We start from the raw sequence: 25,443 nt of genomic DNA, 5'->3' as shown, positions 1-25,443 counted from the left end.
AGGATGATGTTAACGATGAACAAATTTAAATTGAACGCGCTTGCTGCCCTGACGGCGACCGTTGGATTGTTTGGCGGCGTGGGGAACGCAATGGCCGATCAACAGCTGGTGGATCAACTGAGCCAGTTAAAACTGAATTTAAAGATGGTGGACAACCGCGCGGCCGACAGTGGCCTGGACTGTGGCAAGCTGGGGGCCGACTGGGCGGCCTGCAATAAAGTCGTGATCAGCCTGACCAGCGATAATCAGGACATTAAAGGCCAAGACTGGGCGATTTATTTTCACAGTGCCCGCCAGACCATGAGAGTGGATAACGACCAGTTTAGGGTCTCTCATTTGACCGGGGATCTGTACAAACTGGAACCGACCGATAAATTTACCGGGTTCCCGGCCGGTAAAGCGGTGGAAATTCCGATTATTGCGGAATACTGGCAGCTGTTTAAAACCGACTTCGTGCCGCGCTGGTACGCGACCTCCGGTGATGCCAAGCCAAAAGTTCTGGTTAATACCGATACCGAAGATCTGAATCAGTTCGTCGCGCCCTTTACCGGCGACCAGTGGAAGCGCACCAAGGATGACAACAATATCCTGATGACGCCGGCCTCTCGCTTCACTAAAAACGCCGAACTGAAAACCTTACCGGCAGCGTCGCTGCGTGGCCAAATCGTGCCGACGCCGCTGGAAGTGAAAGTGCACCCGCAGGATGTGGATCTGAGCAAAGGCGTGGCGCTTGAACTGAGCGCGTTGAGCAAGCCTGCTGCCGACGCGGCGGCTGAACGCTTTACGCTGCTGGGGGTGACCGATAACGCGGGCGGCTACCCAATCAAAACCGATATCCAGCCGGGTAAATTTAAAGGTGAGCTGGCGGTGCCGGGCGCTTATGAGCTGAAGATTGGCAACAAGGAAGCGCGGGTCATCGGCTTCGATCAGGCCGGGGTGTTCTATGGCCTGCAGTCTATTTTGTCGCTTGTCCCGACAGACGGCAGCGCCAATATTGCCACGCTGGACGCTAAAGATGCGCCGCGCTTCCAGTATCGCGGCATTTTCCTCGACGTCGCGCGCAACTTCCACCAGAAGGATGCGGTGCTGCGTTTGCTCGATCAGATGGCGGCTTACAAACTCAATAAATTCCACTTCCACCTGAGCGATGACGAAGGCTGGCGCATCGAGATCCCGGGCCTGCCGGAGTTGACCGAAGTAGGGGGACAACGTTGTCACGACCTGAGCGAAACCACCTGTCTGCTGCCGCAATACGGTCAGGGGCCCGACGTGTATGGCGGGTTCTTCTCGCGCCAGGATTACATCGACATTATCAAATACGCCCAGGCGCGCCAGATTGAGGTGATCCCGGAAATCGATATGCCGGCGCATGCCCGTGCGGCAGTGGTTTCGATGGAGGCGCGCTACAAAAAACTGCATGCCGCCGGGAAAGAGAAAGAGGCCGACGAGTTCCGTCTGGTGGACCCGACCGATACCTCGAACACCACTTCGGTGCAGTACTTTAACCGACAGAGCTACCTGAATCCGTGCCTGGACTCATCCAAGCGCTTTGTCGACAAGGTGATCGGCGAGATTGCCCAGATGCACAAAGAGGCCGGGCAGCCGCTGCGCACCTGGCACTTTGGCGGCGATGAGGCGAAAAACATTCGCTTGGGCGCGGGCTATACCAATCTGACCAAGCCGGAGGCGGGCAAAGGTATCATCGATCAGAGCAAGGAAGACAAACCTTGGGCGAAATCTCAGGTGTGCCAAGCGATGATTAAAGAAGGCAAAGTGGCCGATATGGAGCACCTGCCAAGCTACTTCGGGCTGGAAGTCAGCCAACAGGTGAAGGCGCACGGCATTGACAGAATGCAGGCCTGGCAGGATGGCCTGAAAGATGCGAAAGACGCCAAGGCATTCGCTACCCAACGCGTTGGGGTGAACTTCTGGGATACCCTGTATTGGGGCGGTTTCGATAGCGCGAACGATTGGGCGAACAAAGGTTACGAAGTTATCCTTTCCAACCCGGATTACGTCTACATGGACTTCCCGTATGAGGTGAACCCGGACGAACGCGGCTACTACTGGGGGACTCGCTTCAGCGACGAACGGAAAATGTTCAGCTTCGCGCCGAACAACCTGCCGCAGAACGCCGAAACCTCGGTTGACCGCGACGGCAATCACTTTACCGCCAAGAGCGACAAGCCGTGGCCGGGCGCTTACGGCATCTCCGCACAGATGTGGAGTGAAACCCAACGCACCGATCCACAAATGGAATATATGATTTTCCCTCGCTCACTGTCGGTGGCCGAACGCGCATGGCACCGTGCCGGTTGGGAACAGGATTACCGGGCGGGGCGTGAGTATAAAGGCGGGGAAACTCATTTTGTCGACGGCAAGCAATTGGATCGGGACTGGCTGCGTTTTGCCAATATCCTGGGGCAGCGCGAGTTGGCGAAGTTGGACAAGGGCGGGGTGAGCTATCGCTTGCCGGTGCCGGGCGCCCGTGTGGTGGGCGGCAAGCTGGAAGCCAATATCTCGCTGCCGGGCCTGGGCATTGAGTATTCCATCGATGGCGGCAAACAGTGGCAGCGTTATGACGCCAAAGCCAAACCTGCGGTAGCCGGCGAAGTGCAGATTCGGGCGGTAAGCCCGGATGGCAAGCGTTATAGCCGTGCAGAGAAAGTGTAAGCCTTAACCGTGGCCCGTCTGATTGCAGGCGGGCCATTTTTTTCAACGGTAACGTTCGGCGGTAATCAATCATGAATTCGATACGGCTGACGTTTCTGGTGGTCGCTTTTTGCTCCGGTATTGCCGGCGCACTGCAAATACCGACGCTGAGCCTGTTTCTTACTACTGAAGTGCAGGTCACGTCGTTATGGGTCGGGCTTTTTTACGCGGTTAACGCCGGCACGGGCATTGTGGTCAGTTTCTTGCTGGCAAAAAAATCAGATCGCCTGCGTGATCGGCGCAATCTGATTTTAATCTGTTATTTATTGGCTGCGGGCAACTGCCTGCTGTTTGCGTTTAACCGCAATTATTTGACGTTAATTACGGCAGGTGTGTTGTTAACCGCTATCGCCAATACGGCGATACCGCAATTATTTGCCCTGGCGCGTGAATATGGAGAGAAAACGTCGCATAACGTGGCGATGTTCAGCGCAATGATGCGCGCCCAGCTTTCGCTTGCCTGGGTCTTTGGTCCGCCATTGGCTTTTATGCTGGTGGTGAATTACGGCTTTACGGCCATGTTTATGTTTGCCGCTGGGATATTCCTGTTGGTCACGCTGCTGGCCTGGCGGATATTGCCCGGGGTGGTGCTAGCCGAAGAGGGCTGCGTCGGTATTGATCCGCCGCTGCGGCAAAAAGGGGCCTTCGATAAAGACGTTGGCCTGTTGTTTTGCGCCTCGGTATTGATGTGGACCTGCAGCGCCATGTATTTGATCGACGTGCCGCTGTATATCACAGCCGGGCTGGGCTTGTCGCATAGTCTGACCGGTTGGATCATGGGGCTTGCCGCCGCAGTCGAGATCCCGATCATGATTCTGGCCGGGCGTTATGTGAACACAATAGGCAAACGCCCGATGATGGCGGGTGCCATGGTGGCCGGCATAGTGTTTTACGCCGGCATGTTGTGGTGTACCTCGGCCGGCGGATTACTGGCTTTACAGGTGTTTAACGCGATATTTATCGGCATTATCGCCACCGTCGGCATGCTGTATTTTCAGGATCTGATGCCGGATCGTGCAGGAATGGCCACCACGTTGTTTACCAACAGTATTTCAACCGGCGTGATCCTGGCCGGAATATTACAAGGTTTTCTGACCGAATATGGGCCGCACTTCTCCGTTTATTTGTTAGCCGTAGTACTGCTTTTAATTGCTTTGCCCGTGGGGGGGAAAGTCCGGGAAGTTTAGTAGTTTCTGAGTGAGTCGTTTATTTTTAAACACAAACAAGGATACATGATGGCTATATTAGTGACGGGCGGTGCCGGTTATATCGGTTCGCATACGGTATTGGCATTGCTGGAAAGGGGAGAGGAGGTTGTCGTGTTGGACAATTTGTCCAACAGTTCGCCGGAGTCGCTGTTTCGGGTAGAGAGGCTGACCGGTAAAAAAGTGATTTTCTATCAAGGGGATATTCAAGAACACCATTTACTGGATCACCTCTTTCGCCAGCATGATATTCAGGCGGTTATTCATCTCGCCGGGTTGAAGTCGGTTCGAGAATCTACCGAGGAGCCGCTGAAATATTATCAAAATAACATTTCCGGCTCGCTGATCGTGCTGGACAGAATGCGCCATGCCGGTGTTCGGAAATTTATTTTCAGCTCTTCCGCCACCGTTTACGGGCCGGCGGAATATACTCCGCTCACGGAGAGTTGCCGCGTCGGGCAGACGACGAATCCTTATGGCACCTCCAAGTTTATTGTGGAACAGATTTTGGCGGAGTTTGCCAGAACCGCACCGCAGATGGCGATCACCGCGCTACGTTATTTTAACCCGGCCGGGGCGCACGAGTCTGGTTTGATCGGTGAAGATCCCGCAGGCATTCCCAATAATCTTCTGGCTTATCTGGCACAGGTGGCTATTGGCAAACTTGCGGTGTTGCCGGTGTATGGCAACGACTATCCCACCAGCGATGGTACCGGGGTACGTGATTATATTCACGTTATGGATCTGGCCGAAGGGCACTTGAAAGCGCTGGATAATCTGCGACCGGGTTTTAACGTGTATAACCTGGGCACCGGCAAAGGCTATTCGGTGCTGGAGATTATCCAGGCATTTGAACGCGCCTGCGGATTTAAAATCGCCTATCAAATTAACCCGCGCCGTGCAGGAGATATTGCCGAGTGTTGGTCTGATCCGACGCTGGCGGCGGAAAAATTAGGCTGGAAAGCCAAAAGAAGCCTGGAAAAAATGGTTCGCGACGCCTGGCATTGGCAGAGCAAGAATCCACAGGGATACGGCCATTGCACACCGCTGGTGGGAGGCTGACGATGAAGCTTGATGACGAGCATTTGGGATTGATGCAGCATGAGCTGTTTCGTGCCGACTATGAGGCCTGGATTAATAACCTGAAGTTAGCGTTCGTGAAATCTCAGCGCCAGCGCTCCCCGGCGTTGCTGGAACAGTACCGGCGTGGGGTCAGCCAGCTGCGGGCGTGGCTGGTTGAGCAAGGGCGTTTATTCGATGCCGCGCAGTGCTCCTCGTTGTTCTGCGTTCCTACTCGTCCGCTGGCCGCGCAGGAAAAATTGCTGCACCGCATTTGGCTGGGCGGTGCGATTCCCGACGATGCCAGAGAGGTTATTTCCCAATGGGGAGATGCGCAGCAGGCTGTTCGCAACACAACCGCCGACGAATGGGTCGGGATGTTGTGGGTATGGGATGCGCGGCAACTCAAAAATGAGGCGTACTTTTCCCCAGCTTCGGAAGTGAAAGGCGGTCTGCTGGGGGAGTTCGATGCCGGCAACCACCGGTTGCAGGTGCATTCGCTGAGCGAACTGGCGCAAAAAAGGGTCGGCGGCAACCTGGATTTTATCCACGCACTTCATGATAAGCGCTATTACGCCACGCTTTCTGACTACTTTCGCTTTTTGATCCTGATTGAAATGGGCGGAATGTATATGGATATCGACACTCTTCCGCACCGTTCGGCGACGTTTTTCCTGCTGAAACCCGAAGTGCCGGATTACCTTCAGTTTCTGCCCAATGGCGAGGTCAGCCACGTCAGCGGGTTGAATTTGTTTCTGGATGAAACCGGGATGATCATTGGCCGCAGCGGCGATAGGTCGCTGTGCAAAATATTGGCGGGTCTGGATCAGATCTATGCGGCGCAAAGCGGTGACGTGCCGGATAAAAACCCTCTTTATGAAAGAAGGCTGTTCGACGCGTTTTATCTGTTGTGGTGCCGCCACATCGGCAGGACTGTCCTTAGCCACGATAGTTTCTGCAAGGATCATGGGGTTCATTATGACGCTGTTCCGCAGGCGGTGACCTGTGGTATCCGCGGCATGCGCCTGTTGGAGGATGTGCTAACCAATGAGACGTTGCCGCTCGGGGAGGAGGAACTGCGCAGCTATCGACAGTGTATAAGCCGGCTGGAGCAGGTGGATTGGCAGCTTGAGCAACCGACGGATCTGGCGCGCCATGCGGAAATATTTACCGTCGATGAAGTGCCGCGCATGGCCTACCCGGCGCAGATAAGGTCCGATATCGATCACTACCATTACTATTCGGTGCTGTCCCATGACCGCGCGCTGGATCGGGTGAACCAGCTTTTTGGCGAGTATTTGATAGCTGATAACCGGCGGCAGATCGACGAAGGCAATTACTGGCGGTTAACCGTCGGAGCGGGCGATGCGGCATTGCCGCAAGCGCAGGGTGGGTTACATTTTCTGCCGGGGCGGCAGGCTGGCGAAGCGGACAGGATCCGCATGGCGAAGCTGCTTTTTGCCACCAGCTACCTGGAATACTGCTCTGCCGGCAACCCGGCCGGGATGGATCTGGTGTCGCTGCAGCAGGCGCAAAATATCGACCCCTATCTGGACCTGATTACCCTGGCTTACGATCGGTGCGGGGCGTTTATCGGATTTTTCACTGCGGCGAGTCTCGACGAGTTATACGGCGTTGAGGCGAGCTATCTATATCGCGATGAAATAAAGCCGCTCGATGAGGCCTACGACGATTTTGTGCACAGCCAGTGCGGTGCGGACGATTACTTTGTCTGCAGCCTGGCCATCGAGAGCCGATTCCGCGGACAGGGCCATTTTAACTCCCTGTTTGCCCTGATTAAGCAGCAGGCGCAGCAGCGCCGGGCGAAACATATTGTGCTGTGCGTATGGCAAAGCAGCGATGCCTGCCAAATCTACCTGAACAAAGGGTTTCGCGTTCGCGGCGTTTTCGACTATGCCTGGCCGATTTTCTTCGATCGGCTGCTTTTTCTTGAATATGCATTGTGACGAGTTTGCCCATCCGCGTGTCGGCGGGTGAGTTGACGGTGACGTGAGCGTCAGTGGGAAGTGAGAGAAGTACCGTGGAGAAGTGCCGCTGCAATTGTTGTCTTTCTGATGTGATTTTCCCCGGGCCTGTCCGGGGATTTTTTTGTCCCTTACCTGGAGGGATAAAAAAACGCCGTTAATGAAGCGAACCCCTGACCTGCACCCTGTTCAGTTACGCATACCGTCATCGTGGAACATAAATTTATGTATAAACCCTCCGAGCATTAAATAGCACGGATAAATCAGACAAGGATAGAGTGCCGGATGATAACCCCCTGTATTTTATCCTTTCACTATTCATTAATATTCTGCCTAGATACCGGAGCTGGAAAAACGCCAGCCTGGCGTATAATGAAGGGCGAAAGCCTGGCCTGTTTATTCTGAATGAAAGTACCTTTTAATATATTAGGCTTAAGGTTATGGTAAAGTGGACAAAATTAATTATAAAGCCAGAGTCTCTTGAGCAGAAAATTTTTTTATTATGCCGACCGTGCGAAAACTGCGATGGATCTCTTACCTGTAAAATGATTAACGTACCTCAGTTCAGCGTATGGCTGATTAACGGTCAGGACAATTTACAGTAACAGTGAGTTAATTTTTTCCGCATATTTCTCTTCTGCTAGGTAAAGTAACCTCCTACTGTAAAAGTTAATTTCATTATTATTATGAATTATTATTCACTGTAAAATACAATGTCAAGAGACTAATTGAACTAATTTCTAAAAAATATCACGGCAATGAATTACGACCAAGAAAAATCCCATTTAACAGGGTGCTTATTCAGAAATAAACGGCCTCGATAATGACGGTAAAAAAAATGAAACAAAAACTTAACGTGACAAAGTGTTATTTTGAATTAATGTACACATAAGAATGATTAATGTATCTGGAGAAGTGATGTCATCTGTTTGCGAGCCGGTTATGGCACAGACAAAAGCAGGAATGCTGAAATATTTAATGGGTAAACTAAAAAAAGACCGGATTCCAGATTTACTCGCCGTCACCTATGATGAATGGAAATCAGGAAAAGATTTAATCTTGCAGGAAGTGTCCTCAATCTTTGGCCGTGAAACGAACGTTATTGTGCGGTCCAGTGCAGTGGATGAAGATACCAAAGGTTTCTCAAAGGCAGGGGCCTATCTGAGTGAAGTTGTTGCTAATGATCCTGTAAGAATTTCCTTCACTGTTGATGCCGTTTTCTCTTCTTACGAGGAAATTAATCCGGGGAATGAAGTTTTCATCCAGCGCTTCATAGCTGACAGTACTGCTGCAGGTGTCGTTTTCACCCGTGCTCCCAAAACCGGCGCAGCATATTATGTAACCGAATTTGAGGAAGGTGGAGGAACTGATACGGTCACTTCCGGAAAAAACGGCAGGGTGATGACCTTTATTCTAAAAAAAGGATTCAGCGGCGCGATCCCAGACAGCCTGGGAGATTTATTTGAGGCCATAAAGGAAATCGAGGCACTGACCGGTGACATGCCTCTCGATATAGAGTTCGCAGTGTCACACGGCACGGCGAAAATTCTTCAGGTCAGGGCGTTGTTATGCCCGGTAAAGAGTTCAGACACACCCACAGAGGCTTATCTGCATTCGACGGCCGATCTTATTGAATCGGCCATCGCGCCAAGCCCTTATGTACTGGGTAAGAAAGGGATGCTGGGAAATATGCCTGACTGGAATCCTGCAGAAATCATCGGAACCCATCCCCGTAGCCTGTCTTCATCGCTTTACCGGTATCTCATCACCAACGCGGTCTGGGCAAAAACACGGAAAAAATTTGGATACCGTGACGTCAGCAACTCTCCGCTGCTGGTTATGCTCAAAGGCATGCCATATGTTGATGTACGCCTGAGCTTAAATTCGCTGATTCCCTCTGCTGTACCTGACGGAATAGCAGAGAAATTCATTGAGAGCCAGTTACTGTATCTTAGTAAAAATCCTCAGTATCATGACAAGATTGAATTCAACGTGGCCGTAAGCTGTTGGACACCATTAGCGGAAAAACGAATTAATGAAATAGCCGCTGATTTATCTCCGAATGAAAAGAAAAAAATACTATCCAGCCTCAACCTACTGACGAAAAAAATATTAGAGTCCAATAAAAAGATACTTTCCAGAGAGTATAAAAAAATAGAAAAATTAGAAACCAGAACGGCTGAACTCAATAACAGTAGTATTGACGATAGATCACGGCTGTATTGGATGCTGACCAACTGCAAAGAGTATGGAACTTATGCTTTTTCAACGTTAGCCCGACTGGCCTTTATCAGTGTTGATATAATAAAAGCACTATATTCTGCGGGGTTTCTTTCCAAGCACCAACACGATGCTTTTTTTGCAAGCATCTCGACCATCAGCAGCAGAATGCTGAGTGATTATGAGTCGTTGACACGGAAAAAATTTATTGAGCTTTACGGGCACCTCCGGCCCGGAACCTATGATATCCGAATAGCCCGTTATGACGAAGACGAAAACCGTTATCTCAGTAATACTCATAAAGCGGCTCTGTCAGGTGAACAGAAATTCATCCTGGATGCTGAGACGCAGGCGACGATAACGGAATTGTTCTGCGGAAATGATATAAATATAAGCTGTACCGATTTCTTCCTGTTTGCCAGGAAAGCAATCGAAGGCAGAGAGTATGCAAAGTTTATCTTCACGAAATCCGTATCTGATTCGCTTCAGTTACTGGAAAAGACGGGTAATGCTGAAGGTATATCCGTGGAGGAGATCAGTCATGCCGATATTACCTGCATATTAAATGCCATAAACTCTGGGCTGCCCTTAAACAGAGAAATTACGGACTTAATCAAAAAAAACAGGCAAGACTTTATGGAAACCCAGCACATGATGCTGCCTCCGTTGATAAAAGAGAGCTGCGAAGCGTATTCACATGTCATCACTGCATCGGTGCCTAATTTTATATTCACCGGCGTGGTAGAAGGGGACGTCGTGTCCGCCAGTAGCTACGATCTTGAGAATAAAATAGTCGGCATTGAGCAGGCGGACCCCGGCTACGACTGGATCTTCACACACAACATAAAAGGCTTCTTTACTGCCTATGGCGGAGCCAATTCTCATATGGCCATTCGGGCGGCAGAGCTGGGGATTCCGGCGGTAATTGGTGCGGGTGAGGCTGCATTTGAAAGATGGGTAGCGTCCCACAGCCTTCGCATCGACTGTGACAGCCATACCGTAAAGATAATTTCATGAAGCTGATTGCAATAACATCGCGTGAAATAAACGGCCCGCGCAACGATGAGAAAATGGATGCCCTAGATACGAGGCTTATTTTTTTTATAAAAAATATCAATATGATGCCAGTTATTCTTCCCAATGAACCTGCACTTTGCAACGCACTCCTTGACCGGATTTCACCTGACGGGTTTATCCTCAGTGGTGGTGGGGACATTTCCGCCTGCACGGGGACGAGAACCAGGCGTGACCAGATGGAGGAAGGCATCTTGCTCTGGGCTTCGCAGCACCATCGTCCGGTACTGGGAGTGTGCAGAGGTTTTCAGGTCATGCTGGCAGCTGCCGGGCTGGATCTTCACAGGGTGACCGGACACGTAGGTGCCGGACACTCTATTGAAGGCACCATCACTGGACATGTTAACTCATATCATGACTATGCCTGCGTAGCTGAAAACGCACACGTCAGCGTACTGGCACGGGCACCGGATGGAATCATTGAAGCCGCAACTTTCAGAGGACAGAAACGCATGGGGATAATGTGGCATCCGGAACGTGAACCGGAATTTAAAGAAAGGGATGTGCAGATAATCCGTGATTTTTTTTCGGGGGAACTATGACCAGCGCCGTAATTATTGCAGCAGGTAGAGGGAGTCGACTCGCACATCTGACGGACAGTGTCCCGAAGTGCATGATGCGGATCCATGGAGAAACACTGCTTGACCGGCAACTGAGTAATTTCGAAGAAATGGGTATTTACTCGATTGCAGCCGTCGTTGGCTACAAAAAAGAAGCTATAAGTGCCCGGGGCATACCCGTTTTTATCAATAGCGAATGGAACATAACAGGAATTTTTCACTCTCTGATGAAAGCGGACAGATGGTTATCTTCAGTTGAAACGATCGTCAGCTATGGCGATATTTTCTATCCGCAGGCGTTGATAAATGAGCTTCTGGAGTCCGCCGGCGACATTGTTGTCTGTTTTGATCCTGACTGGCTTGATTTATGGAGCGCCCGTTCAGAGAACCCGCTAACGGATGCTGAAAGTTTCCGAGTATCGCCGGAGGGAATTCTGCAGGATATCGGAGGTAAGGTCGTTTCTGCTCAGGATGTACAGGGACAGTATATGGGCCTGATGAAGTTCACCCCGAAGGGATGGGAAGAGCTAAAGGCGCTGTCACAGAGCTCCGGAATTATCGCTGAAACTATTGATATAACGAGTATTCTTTCGGCTGCACTGGATCACGGTGCAGTTATCAACACGCTGGCCTGCCGGGGGGAGTGGGGAGAAGTTGATACGCCATCAGATTTAGATTTGTATAACAGCAGGCAGAATAATGCGTCTCGCTGAAATCGCGGCCTTGCTGTATGACAATCCGCAGGACATTGATTCACTCGTTACGTGGAGTCCGGACGTCTCACCTGATAAGACTAATATCAGCAAGCCACTGTCGAGCATCTTGTGCGTTTATCCGGATCACGTCAGGTCAGCCGGTATTCCTTCCCTGCAGGTTCTGAATAATTTCCTGGATGAGTCATTTACCCGTAGCTTCAGTTGCCTGCACATTCTGCCGTTTTTCCAGTCAACCGGTGACGGCGGGTTTGAGATATCAGACTACAGGAAAATCCGGGCCTCGCTGGGCTGCTGGGCTGATATAGAAACCATTGGTCAACGTTTTGACCTCATGTGTGACCTGGTGCTGAATCATGTTTCCAACAGGCATCCATGGTTCGAGGCTTTTCAGGCAGGTGAGGCGCATTATCAGGACTACTTTATTACTGACGGAGATAAATACGACTTAACGTTGCTTGCCCGCCCGCGAAAATCACCGGTTCTTAGCTCTTATCCAACGGCGGTGGGGGAGATAAAAGTCTGGACAACGTATGCCCAAAGCCAGATTGACCTTAATTACCAGTCGGTGAAAGTGGTTCTTGAGATAGCTGAGCTGGCAGCATTTCTGTTGTCCAGCAGGATCAAATTACTGCGTCTAGACGCTGTTGCATTTATCTGGAAAAGGGTAGGTTCCAGCTGCGCCAATCTTCCCGAAGCGGGACAGATTATCCGCCTGATTAAAGCGATGTTGGATAACAATGCGTTTCATCCAGGATTGATTGCAGAAACAGATTTTTCATACGGTGCAGAATCAATAAATACTCATGTAGACTACTGTTACCGATATGATTTTGCCCCTTCGCTGACACATACCCTGGCGACCCGAACGACTCGGGCACTGGCCCGCTGGCTCAGCAGGGTCAGTGGTGAACGGGGTGCGTATGAGTACATCACGTTCATTTCCACGCATGACGGGCTCTATCTTCGACCCCAGCAGCCGATCCTTACACCTGATGAATTGGCACAGTTGGTCAGCCTTGCCATCCGGCGTGGAAACCATCCCGTGTACAAAAATGCTGATACCGGCGATGTTTATGAAATAGCAGGTCCCGTGCATGCTCTTTACGCTGACGAGCGGACGACCCGGCGTAAATTAATTGTGCTTGGCGTAGCCGTCACGGCTTCTTGTCCCGGGATCCCGATGTTTTATCTGAATACACTCCTCGACGCGCCTTACCTGGTGCGTACTGCTGAAGATAGTCTCCGAACCACAAACAGATATGTCTTTGAAGACGTCAATGGTATTTCAGCCGAAGACCGATGCTTGTTAGAAACGTGTCTGGATTTGATCGCGTTTCGTAAAACCGAATTTTCTTTTCAAGCTGACGCAACGGTTGAAGTGATTTATGAATCTGAGAACGTTTTGTGTTACGCCCGGAAAAAAGAGAACCGAACGGTTTATACCGTGATTAACCTGTCGTCACAAAAGTCAGCTGACCTGGACATGCCCGAGCCTGTAGAGGATCTGATGATTCCAGCAGGCGTAACGAACAGGGTTACTGTAAAGCCATTGAGCTTTTTATGGTTACTAGCCCGCTAAAAAAGGAATGTAATATGCTGTTTACCAACGATAACTCACTGGAGTACGGTAATGCCCAGCGCACTTTTTCTGCCGGGGAAAAGCTTACTCTGGACACCAACTATCGGCGTGCTCACCTTCCCCTGATCAACCCCTCGCACCCAGACGTTATAGCGGCCGAAGAGGACTACCGTGCAGGAAATTATGCTACCGTGCGCCATTCTCTGGTATTGCCTATCAGTGATGAACGTTTGCGTCAGACGGCCACGTTTGCCGCAATAGATGAAGCTCTGCGGGCCGCATCTTTTTCCGGAAAAGTAGCCTGGGATCTCCTGGAAAGGCGTAAAAGCCTGCTGCATGCAACGATCAGTAGCGGGTTAGGGCATACCAGTAGCGAATATATTACGAACGCCCTTCGGTCGTTTATAGCTACTGCTCCAGCCAAGAAATACAGGCTTGGCGGACTTTTCATGGGGCCGGTCAATACGGGAAGACTGTATTTCAAGGTTTATCCTCAGACCAGTGCAGGGGGGCATATTTTCGGTGAGATCCAGTCACTGCTTGGACTGAAGCAAACGCAATTTTTTCTCGTTGGGTACTATAACCTTATAGACCACCTTGACCCGCAGGAGACGCAAGAGCTGGCTGCTATCCTTGAGCGCTTCCGACATGAAACGCTCTGGGAAGAGGAACTCAGCGAGTTGTGGCTAATCTCAACGCATGATGATTTAGTGTTGAGCGGAAAAATAATACAAAAAATTAGCAAGCCTGCATGATATGAGGTTTTTTCAGCCTGATAATGTTGTCTGCAGCGCGCGCTTTTCATTAATGCTCTTTTATAGCTCAAGTGGCATCCTGATGCCGTTCCTGCCGGCATGGATAGCAGCGAACGGCTACAACGTACAAGAAGTGGCATATATCATGTCTGCGTGCATGTTTTCGAGAGCTTTTCTGACTCTTCTGACGGGAAATGTATTGTCTATGTTTGCCAGTATTGGGGCTTCGATAAAAATAACCTCGTTCATCATCGTACTGGTTTTTACAGCTGTGCCTTTCCTCCGGCATAATCATTTATCTACGGCGATATTGCTGATTTTGGGTAGCGGACTGATTTATAGCCTAATGCCTCTTGTCGAGCAGCAGGGCATTTCTGCAACCCGGACACGGCCGGAGTTATACGGCAGTCTGCGCGCATATGGTTCGGCCGCATACCTTGTCTGTAATGTATTCATGGGGCTTTTTCTTTCTGAAAGCGAATTTACGTTCATTCTGCCTTTCTCTCTGGCTTTCATTTTTCTGACGTTGAGCCTGTGGGCTCGTAACGAGACAGGTTTGCAGGCCAGTAAAGTAAAGGAAGCGTCCGTATCATCCGCTAGGTTGATGCTCTATCTTATCCCGGCTTTTTTTATCTTCGCGTCAAACGCTTACTATTATGCCTTTGGAGTGTTGCACTGGGTTGAGTCGGGTATTGCGCCTTATTACACCGGCGTGCTCTGGGCGACAGGTGTCATCTTTGAAGTGCTTGCCTTTCGGTATTTCAGCCTGTTGACAAAAGGCATTGCTCCCTCCGGTATCTTTCTGATCTGCGCATTATTTTCCGCGGCCAGATGGTATTTTTTCACCTACAGCCTTTCTTTTGGAATGAACTTTATATTGCAAATAGGCCATGCTTTTTCCTTCGCGCTGGTGTATGCAACGTCAATGAAGCTGATTGCGTCTCACATACCTGAATCAAGTCAGCGAAGGGCTCAGGTTGACTTCGCTTTCATAACATCATGTATATCTTTAGGGGGCGGGATGGCGCTGATACCCATTGTCCGTAACTTCTCAGAAGTTGATCCCTTTTTCATCATGAGCGTACTGTGCCTGCTGTCTATCCTTAGTCTGGCTATCCATCCGTTCATAAGAACCCCCCTGATGCCAAAGAGAAAAATTACCCGTCAATTACCTTAAAAGGCTGTAATTATTTCTGCCAGTGCCCCTTTGGTCTGGCCGGATTGGAGTGCCCCCGAGCCCGTAGACAAGTCTGGCCTATATTTTGATAATAGGAGGAGTCTATGGGTATACCACGATTTCGTCCGAGAACTTTAACTGATTTGGGACGTGTCAAACTGCGGCCGTTGACATAGGAGCGTCAATGATGTGGCAGAATCGTTCTTCAGTTCACTGAAAAAATAGCGCATCAGAAAGTGGATATACAAAACCCGGGACATAGCCCGGGCGGATATCTTTGATGACATTGACGTGTTCTACAACCGGACTGACGCCACAGCCATCTCGGTGGCGTCAGTCCGGAGGCCTTCGAAAAGGCCTCACTGTGAGGACAAAAACTGTCTGCGGAGATGGGGGTACTCCAGTCCTCAATGCCGGTCAGGGCATTATTTTTTGTCGTGCAAGGTGTCGTCTTCACGGCAATCACCGATTTCACAGTGACCATACAGGTAGAGGCTATGGTTGGTGAGCTTGATGCCGTGCTGCTTGGCGATATCACGCTGACGCACTTCGATAGACTCATCGCTGAATTCGATCACTTTGCCGCAATCCAGGCAAATCAGGTGATCGTGGTGATGCTGTTGGGTCAATTCGAACACGGACTTGCCGCCTTCGAAGTTGTGACGGGTCACAATCCCGGCATCATCAAACTGGTTCAGTACGCGGTAAACCGTCGCCAGGCCAATTTCTTCGCCCATGTCGATCAGTTTTTTGTACAAATCTTCCGCACTGACGTGATGGCATTCCGGATTTTGCAGTACTTCCAGGATTTTGAGTCGCGGAAGCGTGACTTTTAGGCCGGCCTTCTTCAATGCGGTGTTGTTGTCAGTCATGCGGATTCAGTCCTGTTACTATGCTAATCAAGTTGAGGCATTCTTGCCTGTGGCATCGGTCGGCACAAAGAGTTAATTGCGTGTCATTATAGAACCGGTTGCCCTAAATGGAAACCGCCGGTTGTTAACAAAGATATCATGGCACAATTGCATGTTACACACGCAACGTCTTGATGGATGGGATAAACCGATATCTCAGTCTACCTTGACGATGTGGGAAGTTACAAACATGTAGCTTCTATTGCAGAAATCCGTGCTGCCGATGAACGGCCCTGCTGGCAACACTATGCACTTTGCAGGGCTTTTGTTCAACCTTTGAGGGTTAGCCGACGATATCGGCCAGGCTCAGTTCTTCGCTGATCTGCTTCACCCAGGCTGCGACGCGTTCGTTGGTCAATTCCGGTTGACGATCTTCGTCAATCGCCAGGCCGATGAAGAAATTGTCATCCGCCAAACCTTTCGATGCTTCGAAGTGGTAACCCTTGGTCGGCCAGTGGCCTACAATCGCGGCGCCGCGTGGCTCGATGATGTCGCGGATGGTGCCCATCGCATCACAGAAATATTCCGCATAGTCTTCCTGATCGCCACAGCCGAACAGCGCAACCAGCTTGCCGTTGAAATCGATTTCTTCCAGCGTCGGGAAGAAGTCATCCCAATCGCACTGGGCTTCGCCGTAGTACCAGGTAGGAATACCCAACAGCAGAATGTCGAAAGCTTCCAGATCCTCTTTGCTGCTTTTGGCGATGTCGCGGATTTCCGACACCTCTTTGCCAAACTGCTGCTGAAGAATTTTCTGGATCATCTTGGCAATGTTTTCGGTATTGCCAGTGTCGCTGCCAAAGAAAATGCCTACATTAGCCATATCGCGTATAACCTTTAAATTCAATTAATTGCATTGCACGATGTTAGCGTTGAACGCGATAACACCGATTAAAATGATGACATGGCAAGAATCTGCCTCTTACCGGTAAGTGCGTATCATGCCAGAGATTTACCCCGGGGTTTTATCGCGTTTATGCGATGCCGGGAGGAATAAAACGGTGTTGATCGGTGTCATCCATAACACCGCGCCGCATGTGCGGCTGCAAAGATCAATGTTCCGGCTGTTCATCCGCCAGTTGTGCCAGCAGCATTTGCTCAATAAGCTCGCTGCGGCTGATATTGCGCTGTTCCGCCAGTTTGTTCAGGGCGTCCACCGCATCCGCGTTGATTTTCAGTTCCACACGCCGTAAGCCACGGACTTTATCGCGTCGAAGCTGATTACGCTTATTGATTCTAAGCTGTTCATCTCGGGATAGCGGGTTGGTTTTCGGGCGCCCCGGACGGCGTTCATCTGCGAACAGATCCAGCGTCGTGCGATCCGTTTGTTCTTTTGCCATAGGTAGCGGTACTGCAAGGGAGTTTGCATCAAAAAGCGTATACGCTTCCGGACGGTTCGGTTAACACACTTCGGGCCAATAAACCCTAACCCAAATTTACCCCCAGCCTGGCGTTACTGAACACGCTGAGCAGGGCGGCAAAATTATAGCGCGCCATATTACCCCAGCAGATAGAGCAACGACAATGTTTAACTGAGCCGAAAACGCGCTAAGCCGTTATCTTTAGCGCGTTTTTTCGCCAGAGGGTGGTTTTTATTCAGGCTTCGTCGAGAAAACGGTGGATGGCGCGCAGTACCGCCTCCGGTTTTTCCGCGTGAACCCAGTGGCCTGTGCCGGCAACCACATGCGCTCGCGCCTGCGGGAACTGACGCGCGATATCTTCGCGGTAGCTGTCCTGCACATAGGGCGACAGGCCGCCGCGGATAAACAGCGTCGGGTGCGGCCATGCGGGGACGTCCTGCCAGCCGGTGACGTTTTCGTATTGGTCTATCAGTACCGGCAGATTAAAGCGCCACTCGCCCTGATGAAAGGATTTCAACAGGAACTGGATCACGCCTTCTTCTTGCAGGTAGCTGCGCATCAACTCCGCGGCCTGCTGGCGTTGGGTGATGCCGGCCGCACTCACCGCTTTTAAGGCGGCGAAAATCTCGTCGTGGCGACGAGTGCGGTAATCCACTGGCGCCACGTCGATAACAATGAGCTTTTCAACCCGTTCTGGGGCGATCGCCGTCAGCGCCATTGCCGCTTTGCCGCCCATAGAGTGGCCGATCACAATCGCCTTCTCCAACTGCAACTCATCGAGCAGCGCCAGCAGGTCCTGCGCCATTTCCGGATAGGTCATGACCGCAGAACGAGGCGAAAGGCCGTGGTTACGCAGATCGACTTTAATCACGCTGTGCTGTTGATTCAGATCGCGCGCCAGCACGCCCAGGTTGTCCAGATTGCCGAACAGCCCGTGGATCAGCACGACCGGCAGGGCGGCGGAGTCGGTGGCCAGCAGTTGATAATGTAATTTCATGGCGAAGTTCATACTGAGAGAGATTCAGATTAGGGTATCATGATTAAAACACACGACGAATATACCCGTCGCCTTTCAAGCTTCAGCCTTGTTGGCGGAAACTTGAAATCCATAGGGTATAATAACTCGGATTTTTCTTGTTTCGGGCTTGGCAGCGCCGGCTATAGGTATTAGTCTGCTTTTTCCGCCCGCAGGCACATAGTTGTGTTCGCCCTTGCGCTTTTAACCTTATAATCCCATGGCTTGAATGCAGGATCTGGCTTCAGGTTCTAAGTAGAAAAAAACAGTACTGGATAAAGATGAAAACTATTGAAGTCGACGAAGAGCTTTACCGTTATATTGCCAGCCACACGCAACATATTGGTGAGAGCGCGTCCGATATTTTGCGCCGTATGTTGAAGTTTACCGCAGGCCAGCCATTGCGCGCCGTGCCTGCCGCCAGTGCTCAGAGCGCCGAGCAGGAAAAAGTCGTCGCCGCGCAGCGTCCTCGCGATCGTGTGCGCGCGGTACGCGAGCTGCTGCTGTCGGACGAATATGCCGAGCAGAGCAGAGCTGTGAATCGTTTCATGCTGGTTCTTTCGACCCTGTATACCCTCGATGCGGCGGGCTTTGCCGCAGCTACCGATGCATTGCATGGTCGTACCCGCACCTATTTTGCCGGCGATCAACAAACCCTGCTGGCGAACGGAACGCATACCAAGCCAAAGCACGTTCCGGGGACGCCTTACTGGGTGATCACCAATACCAACACCGGTCGTAAACGCAGCATGGTTGAACACATCATGCAGGCTATGCAGTTCCCTGCGGAACTGACAGATAAAGTTTGCGGCACTATCTAATTTAGCGAACAGCCCGTCATGGTGGCCGTGAGCGACATATTGCCCGGTTGCCGGACAGGGAATAGGGAGATATGTCGATGGCGAATAACCCACGTGCCGGGCAGCCGGCTCAGCAAAGCGATTTGATCAACGTGGCCCAGCTGACGTCGCAGTACTATGTACTGCAGCCGGAAGCGGGCAACGCCGCACACGCGGTGAAATTCGGTACTTCAGGGCATCGCGGCAGCGCCCTGCGCCACAGCTTCAATGAAGCCCATATCCTCGCTATCGCCCAGGCGATTGCCGAAGTGCGTCGCCAGCAAGGGGTTACCGGCCCTTGTTACGTCGGTAAAGACACCCATGCGCTGTCGGAGCCGGCTTTCATTTCTGTGCTGGAAGTCCTGACCGCCAACGGCGTAGATGTGATCGTGCAGGAAAATAACGGCTTTACGCCAACCCCTGCGGTATCTCATGCCATTTTGTGCCACAACCGCAACGGCGGGGCGCAGGCCGACGGCATCGTCATTACCCCTTCGCACAACCCGCCTGAAGACGGCGGCATCAAGTATAATCCGACCAACGGCGGCCCGGCCGACACCAACCTGACCTCGGTGATTGAAAAACGCGCCAACGAGCTGCTGGCGCAACAGCTGAAAGGCGTTCAGCGCCAGTCGCTGGACAAAGCCTGGAACAGCGGTCATCTGCACGCGCAGGATTTGGTACAACCTTATGTGGAAGGGCTGGTGGACGTGGTTGACATGCCCGCCATTCAGCGTGCCGGCCTGAAATTGGGGGTTGATCCGCTGGGCGGCTCCGGCATTGCCTACTGGCAGCGCATTGCCGAGCACTACAAGCTGGATCTGACGTTGGTCAACGACTCTATCGATCAGACCTTCCGCTTTATGCACCTGGACCACGACGGCATTATCCGCATGGACTGCTCGTCGGAATCTGCGATGGCCGGCCTGCTGGCGTTGCGCGACAAGTTCGATCTGGCGTTCGCCAATGACCCGGACTACGATCGCCACGGCATCGTCACGCCTAAAGGCCTGATGAACCCAAACCACTATCTGGCCGTTGCCATCAACTACCTGTTCCAGCATCGCCCGCAGTGGGGCGCGGATGTGGCCGTGGGTAAAACGCTGGTTTCCAGCGCGATGATTGACCGCGTAGTGGCCGATCTGGGCCGCAAACTGGTGGAAGTGCCGGTCGGTTTCAAATGGTTTGTTGACGGTCTGTTCGACGGCAGCTTCGGTTTTGGCGGCGAAGAGAGCGCCGGGGCTTCGTTCCTGCGTTTCAATGGCACCCCGTGGTCGACCGACAAAGACGGCATCATCATGTGCCTGCTGGCGGCGGAAATCACCGCAGTGACTGGCGAAAACCCACAGAATCATTACGAAGATCTGGCCAAGCGTTTCGGTGCACCGAGCTATAACCGTATTCAGGCACCGGCTACCCATGCGCAGAAAGCCGCATTGGCCAAGCTGTCGCCGGAAATGGTCAAGGCCAACACGTTAGCGGGTGACCCGATCACCGCTCGTCTGACGGCGGCTCCGGGCAACGGCGCCTCCATCGGCGGCCTGAAAGTGATGACCGACAACGGCTGGTTTGCCGCACGTCCTTCAGGTACCGAAGAAGCCTACAAAATCTATTGCGAAAGCTTCCTGGGTGCCGAGCACCGCGAAAAGATCGAGCATGAAGCGGTAGAGATCGTCAGCGAAGTGTTGGCCTCCGCCAAATAATCTCTTCTTTTTCCTGATGAAAAGCGCTGTTTTTACAGCGCTTTTTTTATGCCTGCAATTTAGATATATCTATTTACAAAGACCCGTTGCACATTTCGATATATCGATCTAGATTAGCTATATCGAAGTGAGTTAGATATATCTAAATCACCTCGTCAACTGACTATTCATTGAGAGGTAAAACCCTATGTTCCATCGATTAGGTTTACACCGCCGGCACGGTTGCCACCATGACGGCGAAGAAGGGCACGAATATCGTCGTCGCGGCGGGCGCCACCACTTTGGCGGCGAGCACGGCGAAGAACATGGACGTGGTGGGCGCGGCGGCCGTGGTGGGCGTCACCGTATGTTTGAACATGGTGATTTGCGGTTGGTGTTGCTGGCGCTGGTGGCGCGCAAGCCGAGCCACGGCTATGAGCTGATCAAGGCGATCGACGAGGCTTCCTCCGGGTTGTACGTGCCAAGTCCAGGCGTTATTTATCCGACCCTGACGCTGTTGGAAGAGCAGGACTTCCTCGAGCCGATCACCACCGGTAACGGCCGCAAAAGCTACCAAATCACCGCGTTGGGCCAGAGCGAACTGCAAAAACACCAGGCCGCCGTTGATCTGATCCTTGCCCGTTTGGCCGGGGCCGGCCGCAGTCATCATCATCACGGTAACCTGGCGGAAGGTATCTCAGAAGCCATGAACCGTCTGCGCAGTTTGCTGCGCGGCAACGTAATGCGCGCCGATCTCTCGCCGCAGCAGGTTGAACGTATCAACCAGGCGTTGCTCACTGCAGTAACGGCGATCGAAAGCGAAATGAACATTAACACGACAACGCAGGAGAACGACTGATGCCAGGCCACCGTTTCCGTATCACCGTTGAAGCCCTGAACGATCGCAAAGGCGATCCGGTCGATAAAGCGCCGTTGAGTTTTGAAGTGGAAAATCACGACGATATTCTCGGCATCGTCGAGCGAATCAAATCGCGTGAAGATCTGAATTTTGGCGAAGATAAAAGTGCGGCCTTCGCCGTCGGCCTGAAGCTGTTTTCGGAGGTGATGATCGAGAACCGCAAGCATCCGGTGTTCGCACCGCTGCGCGAGGCGTTCAAGGAGTTCATGGTGGGGTTGAAGAAGGGCCCACAACAGTAGGGGAGCCGCATGCGGCCCCCGTCAACCTCAAGGCATAAACCGGTACCCGACGCCGGTTTCGGTCAGCAGGTGTTTCGGCCGGGCCGGGTCGGCTTCCAGCTTTTGCCGCAGGTGCCCCATATAAATGCGCAGATAGTGGCTGTGTTCGACGTAGTTCGGCCCCCAAACGTGGCTCAGCAACTGACGTTGGGTGATCACTTTGCCGGAGTTGGCCAGCAATTCGGCCAGCAGGCGAAACTCTATTGGCGTCAGGTGCAGATCTTCGCCATTGCGCAGCACCCGGCGGTTGATCAGATCGACGGTGATTTCGGAAAAACTGACCAGCGCGCTTTCTTGTTGGCTGCCGGAGTGGCGGCGCAAGGCAACCCGCACCCGCGCCAGCAATTCGCCGATGCCAAAGGGCTTGCTGAGATAGTCGTCCGCCCCGGCGTCCAGTGCGGCGATTTTGTCCTCTTCGGCATTGCGCGCCGAGAGAACGATCACCGGAATGGCGCTCCACTGACGCAGATCGCGGATATAGCTCAACCCGTCGCCGTCCGGCAACCCTAAATCGAGAATAATCAGATCCGGTTTACGCGTGCCGGCTTCAATCAGCCCACGCTGTAGCGTCTCGCTTTCAAACACCCGCAGACCTTCGCTTTCCAATGCGATGCGCACGAAACGCCGGATCTCTTTTTCATCTTCGACAATCAGAATATTGGTTGGCGTGCTGCTCACAGTGCTCCCAGGGGGTGATTACAGATCAAAGGATTCGCCATCAATTTCGGGCGGTTTCTCCAGCGGAAGAACAAAACGGAAACTGGCGCCGCCGTTGGCGCCGTTTTCCGCCCAGATGCGGCCGCCGTGCACTTCAATAATGGCACGGCAAATCGCTAACCCCAACCCCACGCCGGGGATTGCCGACTCTTTATTGCCGCGGGCGAATTTATCGAAAATCAGCTGTTTTTTCCCTTCGGGAATGCCGGGGCCATTGTCCCAGACTTCGACTTCCAGCCACTCCGGCAGAGTATGGGCGCGAATGCCGATAATAGCATCGATGCCGGCGTATTTATTGGCGTTTTCCAACAGGTTAGTGAAGACACGTTCCAGCAGGCTGCCGTCGCAATTGACCAGCACCAGCTCAGGCGGCAGCTCGACCTTGATCTGGTGTTGGGTCAGCAGCGGCTCCAGCATATGCAACGATGCGCCGACGATCTCCTCCAGCGATTGCCACTCTTTTCGCAGGTTAAAGCCGCCGGACTGAATGCGCGCCATATCCAGCAGGTTATTCACCAACCGGGTGGTGCTTAGCACCTGCTGGCGGATCTGGCTGGCCTGCGGCGCATGACTGGAGCCTTCGGCCGCCAGATCGAGCGTCAGAATTTCCGCCTGACCGAACAGCACCGTCAGCGGGGTGCGTAAATCGTGGGACAGCGCCGCCAACAGAGAGTTGCGCAATTGTTCGCGCTCGGCGTCCAGCTTGGCTTCCTGGGCGCTGCGCGCCAGGTGCAACCGCTCCAGCGCACTGGCGATCAGCACCGTAAAGGTTTGCAGCAACCGCTGTTGTTCCGGCACCATCAGTTGGCGCAGGTTATTGGGTTCGATAGCCAGCAGGCCGAAGGTTTGCTTCGAGGTGGTTAACGGCAGCAGTTGATAAGGCACGCCGGGCAGGGTGTCGGTGCCGGCACCAGCCGGCATGCCTTTGTCAAAGCTCCAGCGGGCAATCGCCTCATCCACCGACAACAGCCCGCCGGCCTCGCCGACCATCTGTTGCAGCTTGCCATCCTCCTGCGGCAGCAGCAGCACGGTTTTGGCCTGGAAGCTGCTGGAGAGGAAATGGCGGCTGGTTTTGGCGATATCTTCGGGGGTCAGCGCCTGGCTCAGACCGCGTGAAATCTCATACAGGTGGCGGGCACGCTGTTCGCGGTAGCGGGCGACGCGAGCCTGGTAACGCACCCCGGCGGTCAGGTTACCTATGGTAATGCCGACGATCAACATAACGCCGAAGGTCAGCAGATACTGCATATCGCTGACGGCAAACGACCATTGGGGTTGAACGAAAAACAGATCGAAACTGGCGACGTTGATCACTGCGGCCAGCACAGACGGCCAGCGGCCGAAGAACAACGCGACGATCGCCACGCCGAGCAGATACACCATCACCAGGTTAGCCTGGTCAAAGCCCGGCAGCAGCCACTGGGAGAGCAGGGTAATCAGGGCGCACAAAGCTACGGCGACGGCACAGCCGCGCAATTGCATACGCCACTTTTCGGTGAAGTTACGGTTGTCGTGCTCTTTGCCGGGCGGCGGGAAGCTGTCGTTTTCCAGTGCGACAATCACCAAATCGAGATCCGGCCCCAGGCGGCCAAGACGATCGGCGAAGCTGCCGCGCAGTTTCCAGCGCTGTTCGCCACGCCGGCCGATAATGATTTTGCCCAGGTTATGCTCGCGGGCGTAGCGCAGCACCGCACGTTCTTCGGAAGGATCGGACAGGGTGGCGGTTTCTGCACCCAGCTCCTGCGCCAGTCGCAATGCCCGCAGGATCGCCCTGCGTCGGTTTTCCGGCAGCCGGTGCAGCTTCGGCGTTTCCACATACACCGCATGCCAGTGGCAGCCCAGACGCGCCGCCAGCCGGGCGGCGATGCGCACCAGCTTTTCGTTGCCGCTGTTGTGGCCGACGCACAGCAAAATGCTGTCGCGGGTGTGCCACACTTTTTCTCGGCCCTGGGTATCGCGAAAGGCGCGCATTTGGTCATCGACCCGATCGGCGGTGCGGCGCAGCGCCAGCTCGCGCAGGGCGATCAGGTTGCCCTTGCGGAAGAAGTGCTCGATGGCGCGTTCGGCCTGGCCGGGGATATACACCTTGCCTTCATTTAGCCGCTGGCGCAGATCGTCCGGCGGCAGATCGACCAGCACCACTTCGGTCGCTTCGTCGAATACGTGATCGGGCACGGTCTCGCGTACTCGCACCCCGGTTACGCCGCCGACCACGTCGTTCAGGCTCTCCAGATGCTGCACGTTCACGGTGGTGAGCACGTCGATACCGGCGTCCAGCAACTCTTCTACATCCTGCCAGCGTTTCGGGTGACGCGAACCCTGGGCGTTGCTGTGCGCCAGTTCGTCCATCAGCACCAGCGCAGGATGGCGCGCCAGCGCGGCATCGAGATCAAACTCCTGCACCAGCCTGCCGCGATACTGGATACGCTTTTTCGCCAGCACGTCCAGCCCGGTCAACAGCGCGGCGGTTTCGCTACGGCCGTGGGTTTCGACTACGCCAACCAGCACGTCCAGCCCCTGGCCGCGCAGGCGCTGCGCTTCTTGCAGCATGGCGTAAGTTTTACCCACCCCGGCACAGGCGCCGAAGAACACCTTCAGCCGGCCGCGCGGTTTTTCATTGGCTACCGCGAGCAGGCTGTCAGGATCGGGGCGCTGCTGTTCTTCTTCGACCATTACAAT

Annotated in this window: 20 protein-coding genes and 1 pseudogene; 15 read left to right on the top strand and 6 right to left on the bottom strand. The window is 53.0% G+C overall.

Features of this window, described 5'->3' with window-relative positions; all coding sequences use genetic code 11:
- Nucleotides 1–15: 15 nt before the first annotated feature.
- From SPL01S_RS20640 to SPL01S_RS24850, 11 genes and pseudogenes are all read left to right on the top strand, one after another.
- Nucleotides 16–2,673: a beta-N-acetylhexosaminidase gene (locus tag SPL01S_RS20640; RefSeq protein WP_063202540.1), complete on the top strand. Its 2,658-nt coding sequence runs from the start codon at nt 16–18 to the stop codon at nt 2,671–2,673.
- A 71-nt stretch (nt 2,674–2,744) separates the two neighbouring features.
- A complete protein-coding gene (locus SPL01S_RS20635) occupies nt 2,745–3,899 on the top strand; it encodes a sugar efflux transporter (RefSeq protein ID WP_063202537.1) in 1,155 nt (384 codons plus the stop codon).
- 48 nt (nt 3,900–3,947) lie between these two features.
- A complete protein-coding gene (gene galE, locus SPL01S_RS20630; RefSeq protein WP_004949685.1) occupies nt 3,948–4,979 on the top strand; it encodes a UDP-glucose 4-epimerase GalE in 1,032 nt (343 codons plus the stop codon).
- A gap of 2 nt (nt 4,980–4,981) precedes the next feature.
- A complete protein-coding gene (locus SPL01S_RS20625; RefSeq protein ID WP_063202534.1) occupies nt 4,982–6,943 on the top strand; it encodes a glycosyltransferase in 1,962 nt (653 codons plus the stop codon).
- A 912-nt stretch (nt 6,944–7,855) separates the two neighbouring features.
- Nucleotides 7,856–10,198, top strand: coding sequence for a PEP-utilizing enzyme (locus SPL01S_RS20620; protein WP_081113176.1), 2,343 nt, complete (start codon nt 7,856–7,858; stop codon nt 10,196–10,198).
- Complete coding sequence (locus tag SPL01S_RS20615; RefSeq protein ID WP_063202531.1) at nt 10,195–10,797, top strand: gamma-glutamyl-gamma-aminobutyrate hydrolase family protein; 603 nt, start codon at nt 10,195–10,197, stop codon at nt 10,795–10,797. The genes SPL01S_RS20620 and SPL01S_RS20615 overlap by 4 nt, the downstream gene beginning before the upstream one ends.
- Nucleotides 10,794–11,528 carry a phosphocholine cytidylyltransferase family protein gene (locus tag SPL01S_RS20610; protein ID WP_063202529.1) on the top strand — a complete coding sequence of 245 codons (735 nt, stop codon included), beginning with the start codon at nt 10,794–10,796 and terminating at the stop codon, nt 11,526–11,528. Before SPL01S_RS20615 ends, SPL01S_RS20610 begins: the two co-directional genes overlap by 4 nt.
- Nucleotides 11,515–13,110: an alpha-amylase family glycosyl hydrolase gene (locus tag SPL01S_RS20605; protein ID WP_063202527.1), complete on the top strand. Its 1,596-nt coding sequence runs from the start codon at nt 11,515–11,517 to the stop codon at nt 13,108–13,110. The genes SPL01S_RS20610 and SPL01S_RS20605 overlap by 14 nt, the downstream gene beginning before the upstream one ends.
- A gap of 14 nt (nt 13,111–13,124) precedes the next feature.
- Nucleotides 13,125–13,865: a hypothetical protein gene (locus tag SPL01S_RS20600; protein ID WP_063202526.1), complete on the top strand. Its 741-nt coding sequence runs from the start codon at nt 13,125–13,127 to the stop codon at nt 13,863–13,865.
- Nucleotide 13,866: 1 nt separating this feature from the next.
- Nucleotides 13,867–15,042: an MFS transporter gene (locus SPL01S_RS20595; RefSeq protein ID WP_063202523.1), complete on the top strand. Its 1,176-nt coding sequence runs from the start codon at nt 13,867–13,869 to the stop codon at nt 15,040–15,042.
- Nucleotides 15,043–15,225: 183 nt separating this feature from the next.
- Nucleotides 15,226–15,410 (top strand): annotated as a pseudogene (locus tag SPL01S_RS24850) (IS3 family transposase); the annotation flags it as partial.
- A 57-nt stretch (nt 15,411–15,467) separates the two neighbouring features.
- Here SPL01S_RS24850 and fur read toward each other — a convergent pair.
- From fur to ybfF, 4 genes are all read right to left on the bottom strand, one after another.
- Complete coding sequence (gene fur / locus SPL01S_RS20590) at nt 15,468–15,914, bottom strand: ferric iron uptake transcriptional regulator (RefSeq protein WP_004949689.1); 447 nt, start codon at nt 15,912–15,914, stop codon at nt 15,468–15,470.
- 322 nt (nt 15,915–16,236) lie between these two features.
- Nucleotides 16,237–16,776, bottom strand: coding sequence for a flavodoxin FldA (gene fldA / locus SPL01S_RS20585; protein ID WP_004949690.1), 540 nt, complete (start codon nt 16,774–16,776; stop codon nt 16,237–16,239).
- A 229-nt stretch (nt 16,777–17,005) separates the two neighbouring features.
- A complete protein-coding gene (gene ybfE / locus SPL01S_RS20580; protein ID WP_004949692.1) occupies nt 17,006–17,293 on the bottom strand; it encodes a LexA regulated protein in 288 nt (95 codons plus the stop codon).
- A 256-nt stretch (nt 17,294–17,549) separates the two neighbouring features.
- Nucleotides 17,550–18,323 (bottom strand): esterase, encoded by a 774-nt coding sequence (gene ybfF, locus SPL01S_RS20575; protein ID WP_081113175.1) that lies wholly within the window; start codon nt 18,321–18,323, stop codon nt 17,550–17,552.
- Nucleotides 18,324–18,610: 287 nt separating this feature from the next.
- On the opposite strand from ybfF, the gene seqA reads away from it, so the two are divergent.
- The 4 genes from seqA to SPL01S_RS20555 all read left to right on the top strand — a co-directional run bounded on the left by seqA (nt 18,611) and on the right by SPL01S_RS20555 (nt 22,008).
- Entirely contained in the window at nt 18,611–19,150 is a 540-nt protein-coding gene (gene seqA, locus SPL01S_RS20570; protein ID WP_013811904.1) for a replication initiation negative regulator SeqA, read from the top strand.
- A 77-nt stretch (nt 19,151–19,227) separates the two neighbouring features.
- Nucleotides 19,228–20,871 (top strand): phosphoglucomutase (alpha-D-glucose-1,6-bisphosphate-dependent), encoded by a 1,644-nt coding sequence (gene pgm / locus SPL01S_RS20565; RefSeq protein ID WP_006319960.1) that lies wholly within the window; start codon nt 19,228–19,230, stop codon nt 20,869–20,871.
- Nucleotides 20,872–21,058: 187 nt separating this feature from the next.
- Nucleotides 21,059–21,709 carry a PadR family transcriptional regulator gene (locus SPL01S_RS20560; protein ID WP_062869930.1) on the top strand — a complete coding sequence of 217 codons (651 nt, stop codon included), beginning with the start codon at nt 21,059–21,061 and terminating at the stop codon, nt 21,707–21,709.
- On the top strand, nt 21,709–22,008 hold the full coding sequence (locus SPL01S_RS20555; RefSeq protein WP_013811905.1) for a DUF3861 domain-containing protein: 300 nt from the start codon (nt 21,709–21,711) through the stop codon (nt 22,006–22,008). Before SPL01S_RS20560 ends, SPL01S_RS20555 begins: the two co-directional genes overlap by 1 nt.
- Nucleotides 22,009–22,035: 27 nt before the next feature.
- Here SPL01S_RS20555 and kdpE read toward each other — a convergent pair whose 3' ends face one another.
- The gene (kdpE, locus tag SPL01S_RS20550) at nt 22,036–22,725 is read right to left on the bottom strand and encodes a two-component system response regulator KdpE (protein ID WP_063202521.1); all 690 of its coding nucleotides are present in this window, start codon (nt 22,723–22,725) and stop codon (nt 22,036–22,038) included.
- Nucleotides 22,726–22,743: 18 nt separating this feature from the next.
- Nucleotides 22,744–25,437, bottom strand: a complete 2,694-nt coding sequence (gene kdpD, locus SPL01S_RS20545; protein ID WP_063202518.1) for a two-component system sensor histidine kinase KdpD — start codon at nt 25,435–25,437, stop codon at nt 22,744–22,746.
- Between the last annotated feature and the right edge of the window lie 6 nt (nt 25,438–25,443).

It is taken from the genome of Serratia plymuthica NBRC 102599, from assembly GCF_001590925.1.
Classification (GTDB): domain Bacteria; phylum Pseudomonadota; class Gammaproteobacteria; order Enterobacterales; family Enterobacteriaceae; genus Serratia; species Serratia plymuthica.
This window is presented reverse-complemented; position numbering and strand designations above follow the sequence as displayed.

What these genes read in the sequence shown, in the direction of transcription:
- galE (WP_004949685.1), top strand. Translation starts at nt 3,948, where the DNA reads ATGGCTATATTAGTGACGGGCGGTGCCGGTTATATCGGTTCGCATACG.
- pgm (WP_006319960.1), top strand. Translation starts at nt 19,228, where the DNA reads ATGGCGAATAACCCACGTGCCGGGCAGCCGGCTCAGCAAAGCGATTTG.
- SPL01S_RS20625 (WP_063202534.1), top strand. Translation starts at nt 4,982, where the DNA reads ATGAAGCTTGATGACGAGCATTTGGGATTGATGCAGCATGAGCTGTTT.
- SPL01S_RS20620 (WP_081113176.1), top strand. Translation starts at nt 7,856, where the DNA reads ATGATTAATGTATCTGGAGAAGTGATGTCATCTGTTTGCGAGCCGGTT.
- SPL01S_RS20555 (WP_013811905.1), top strand. Translation starts at nt 21,709, where the DNA reads ATGCCAGGCCACCGTTTCCGTATCACCGTTGAAGCCCTGAACGATCGC.
- SPL01S_RS20605 (WP_063202527.1), top strand. Translation starts at nt 11,515, where the DNA reads ATGCGTCTCGCTGAAATCGCGGCCTTGCTGTATGACAATCCGCAGGAC.
- ybfE (WP_004949692.1), bottom strand. Translation starts at nt 17,293, where the DNA reads ATGGCAAAAGAACAAACGGATCGCACGACGCTGGATCTGTTCGCAGAT.
- SPL01S_RS20635 (WP_063202537.1), top strand. Translation starts at nt 2,745, where the DNA reads ATGAATTCGATACGGCTGACGTTTCTGGTGGTCGCTTTTTGCTCCGGT.
- fur (WP_004949689.1), bottom strand. Translation starts at nt 15,914, where the DNA reads ATGACTGACAACAACACCGCATTGAAGAAGGCCGGCCTAAAAGTCACG.
- kdpD (WP_063202518.1), bottom strand. Translation starts at nt 25,437, where the DNA reads ATGGTCGAAGAAGAACAGCAGCGCCCCGATCCTGACAGCCTGCTCGCG.
- seqA (WP_013811904.1), top strand. Translation starts at nt 18,611, where the DNA reads ATGAAAACTATTGAAGTCGACGAAGAGCTTTACCGTTATATTGCCAGC.
- SPL01S_RS20560 (WP_062869930.1), top strand. Translation starts at nt 21,059, where the DNA reads ATGTTCCATCGATTAGGTTTACACCGCCGGCACGGTTGCCACCATGAC.
- SPL01S_RS20595 (WP_063202523.1), top strand. Translation starts at nt 13,867, where the DNA reads ATGAGGTTTTTTCAGCCTGATAATGTTGTCTGCAGCGCGCGCTTTTCA.
- fldA (WP_004949690.1), bottom strand. Translation starts at nt 16,776, where the DNA reads ATGGCTAATGTAGGCATTTTCTTTGGCAGCGACACTGGCAATACCGAA.
- SPL01S_RS20600 (WP_063202526.1), top strand. Translation starts at nt 13,125, where the DNA reads ATGCTGTTTACCAACGATAACTCACTGGAGTACGGTAATGCCCAGCGC.
- SPL01S_RS20615 (WP_063202531.1), top strand. Translation starts at nt 10,195, where the DNA reads ATGAAGCTGATTGCAATAACATCGCGTGAAATAAACGGCCCGCGCAAC.
- SPL01S_RS20610 (WP_063202529.1), top strand. Translation starts at nt 10,794, where the DNA reads ATGACCAGCGCCGTAATTATTGCAGCAGGTAGAGGGAGTCGACTCGCA.
- SPL01S_RS20640 (WP_063202540.1), top strand. Translation starts at nt 16, where the DNA reads ATGAACAAATTTAAATTGAACGCGCTTGCTGCCCTGACGGCGACCGTT.
- ybfF (WP_081113175.1), bottom strand. Translation starts at nt 18,323, where the DNA reads ATGAACTTCGCCATGAAATTACATTATCAACTGCTGGCCACCGACTCC.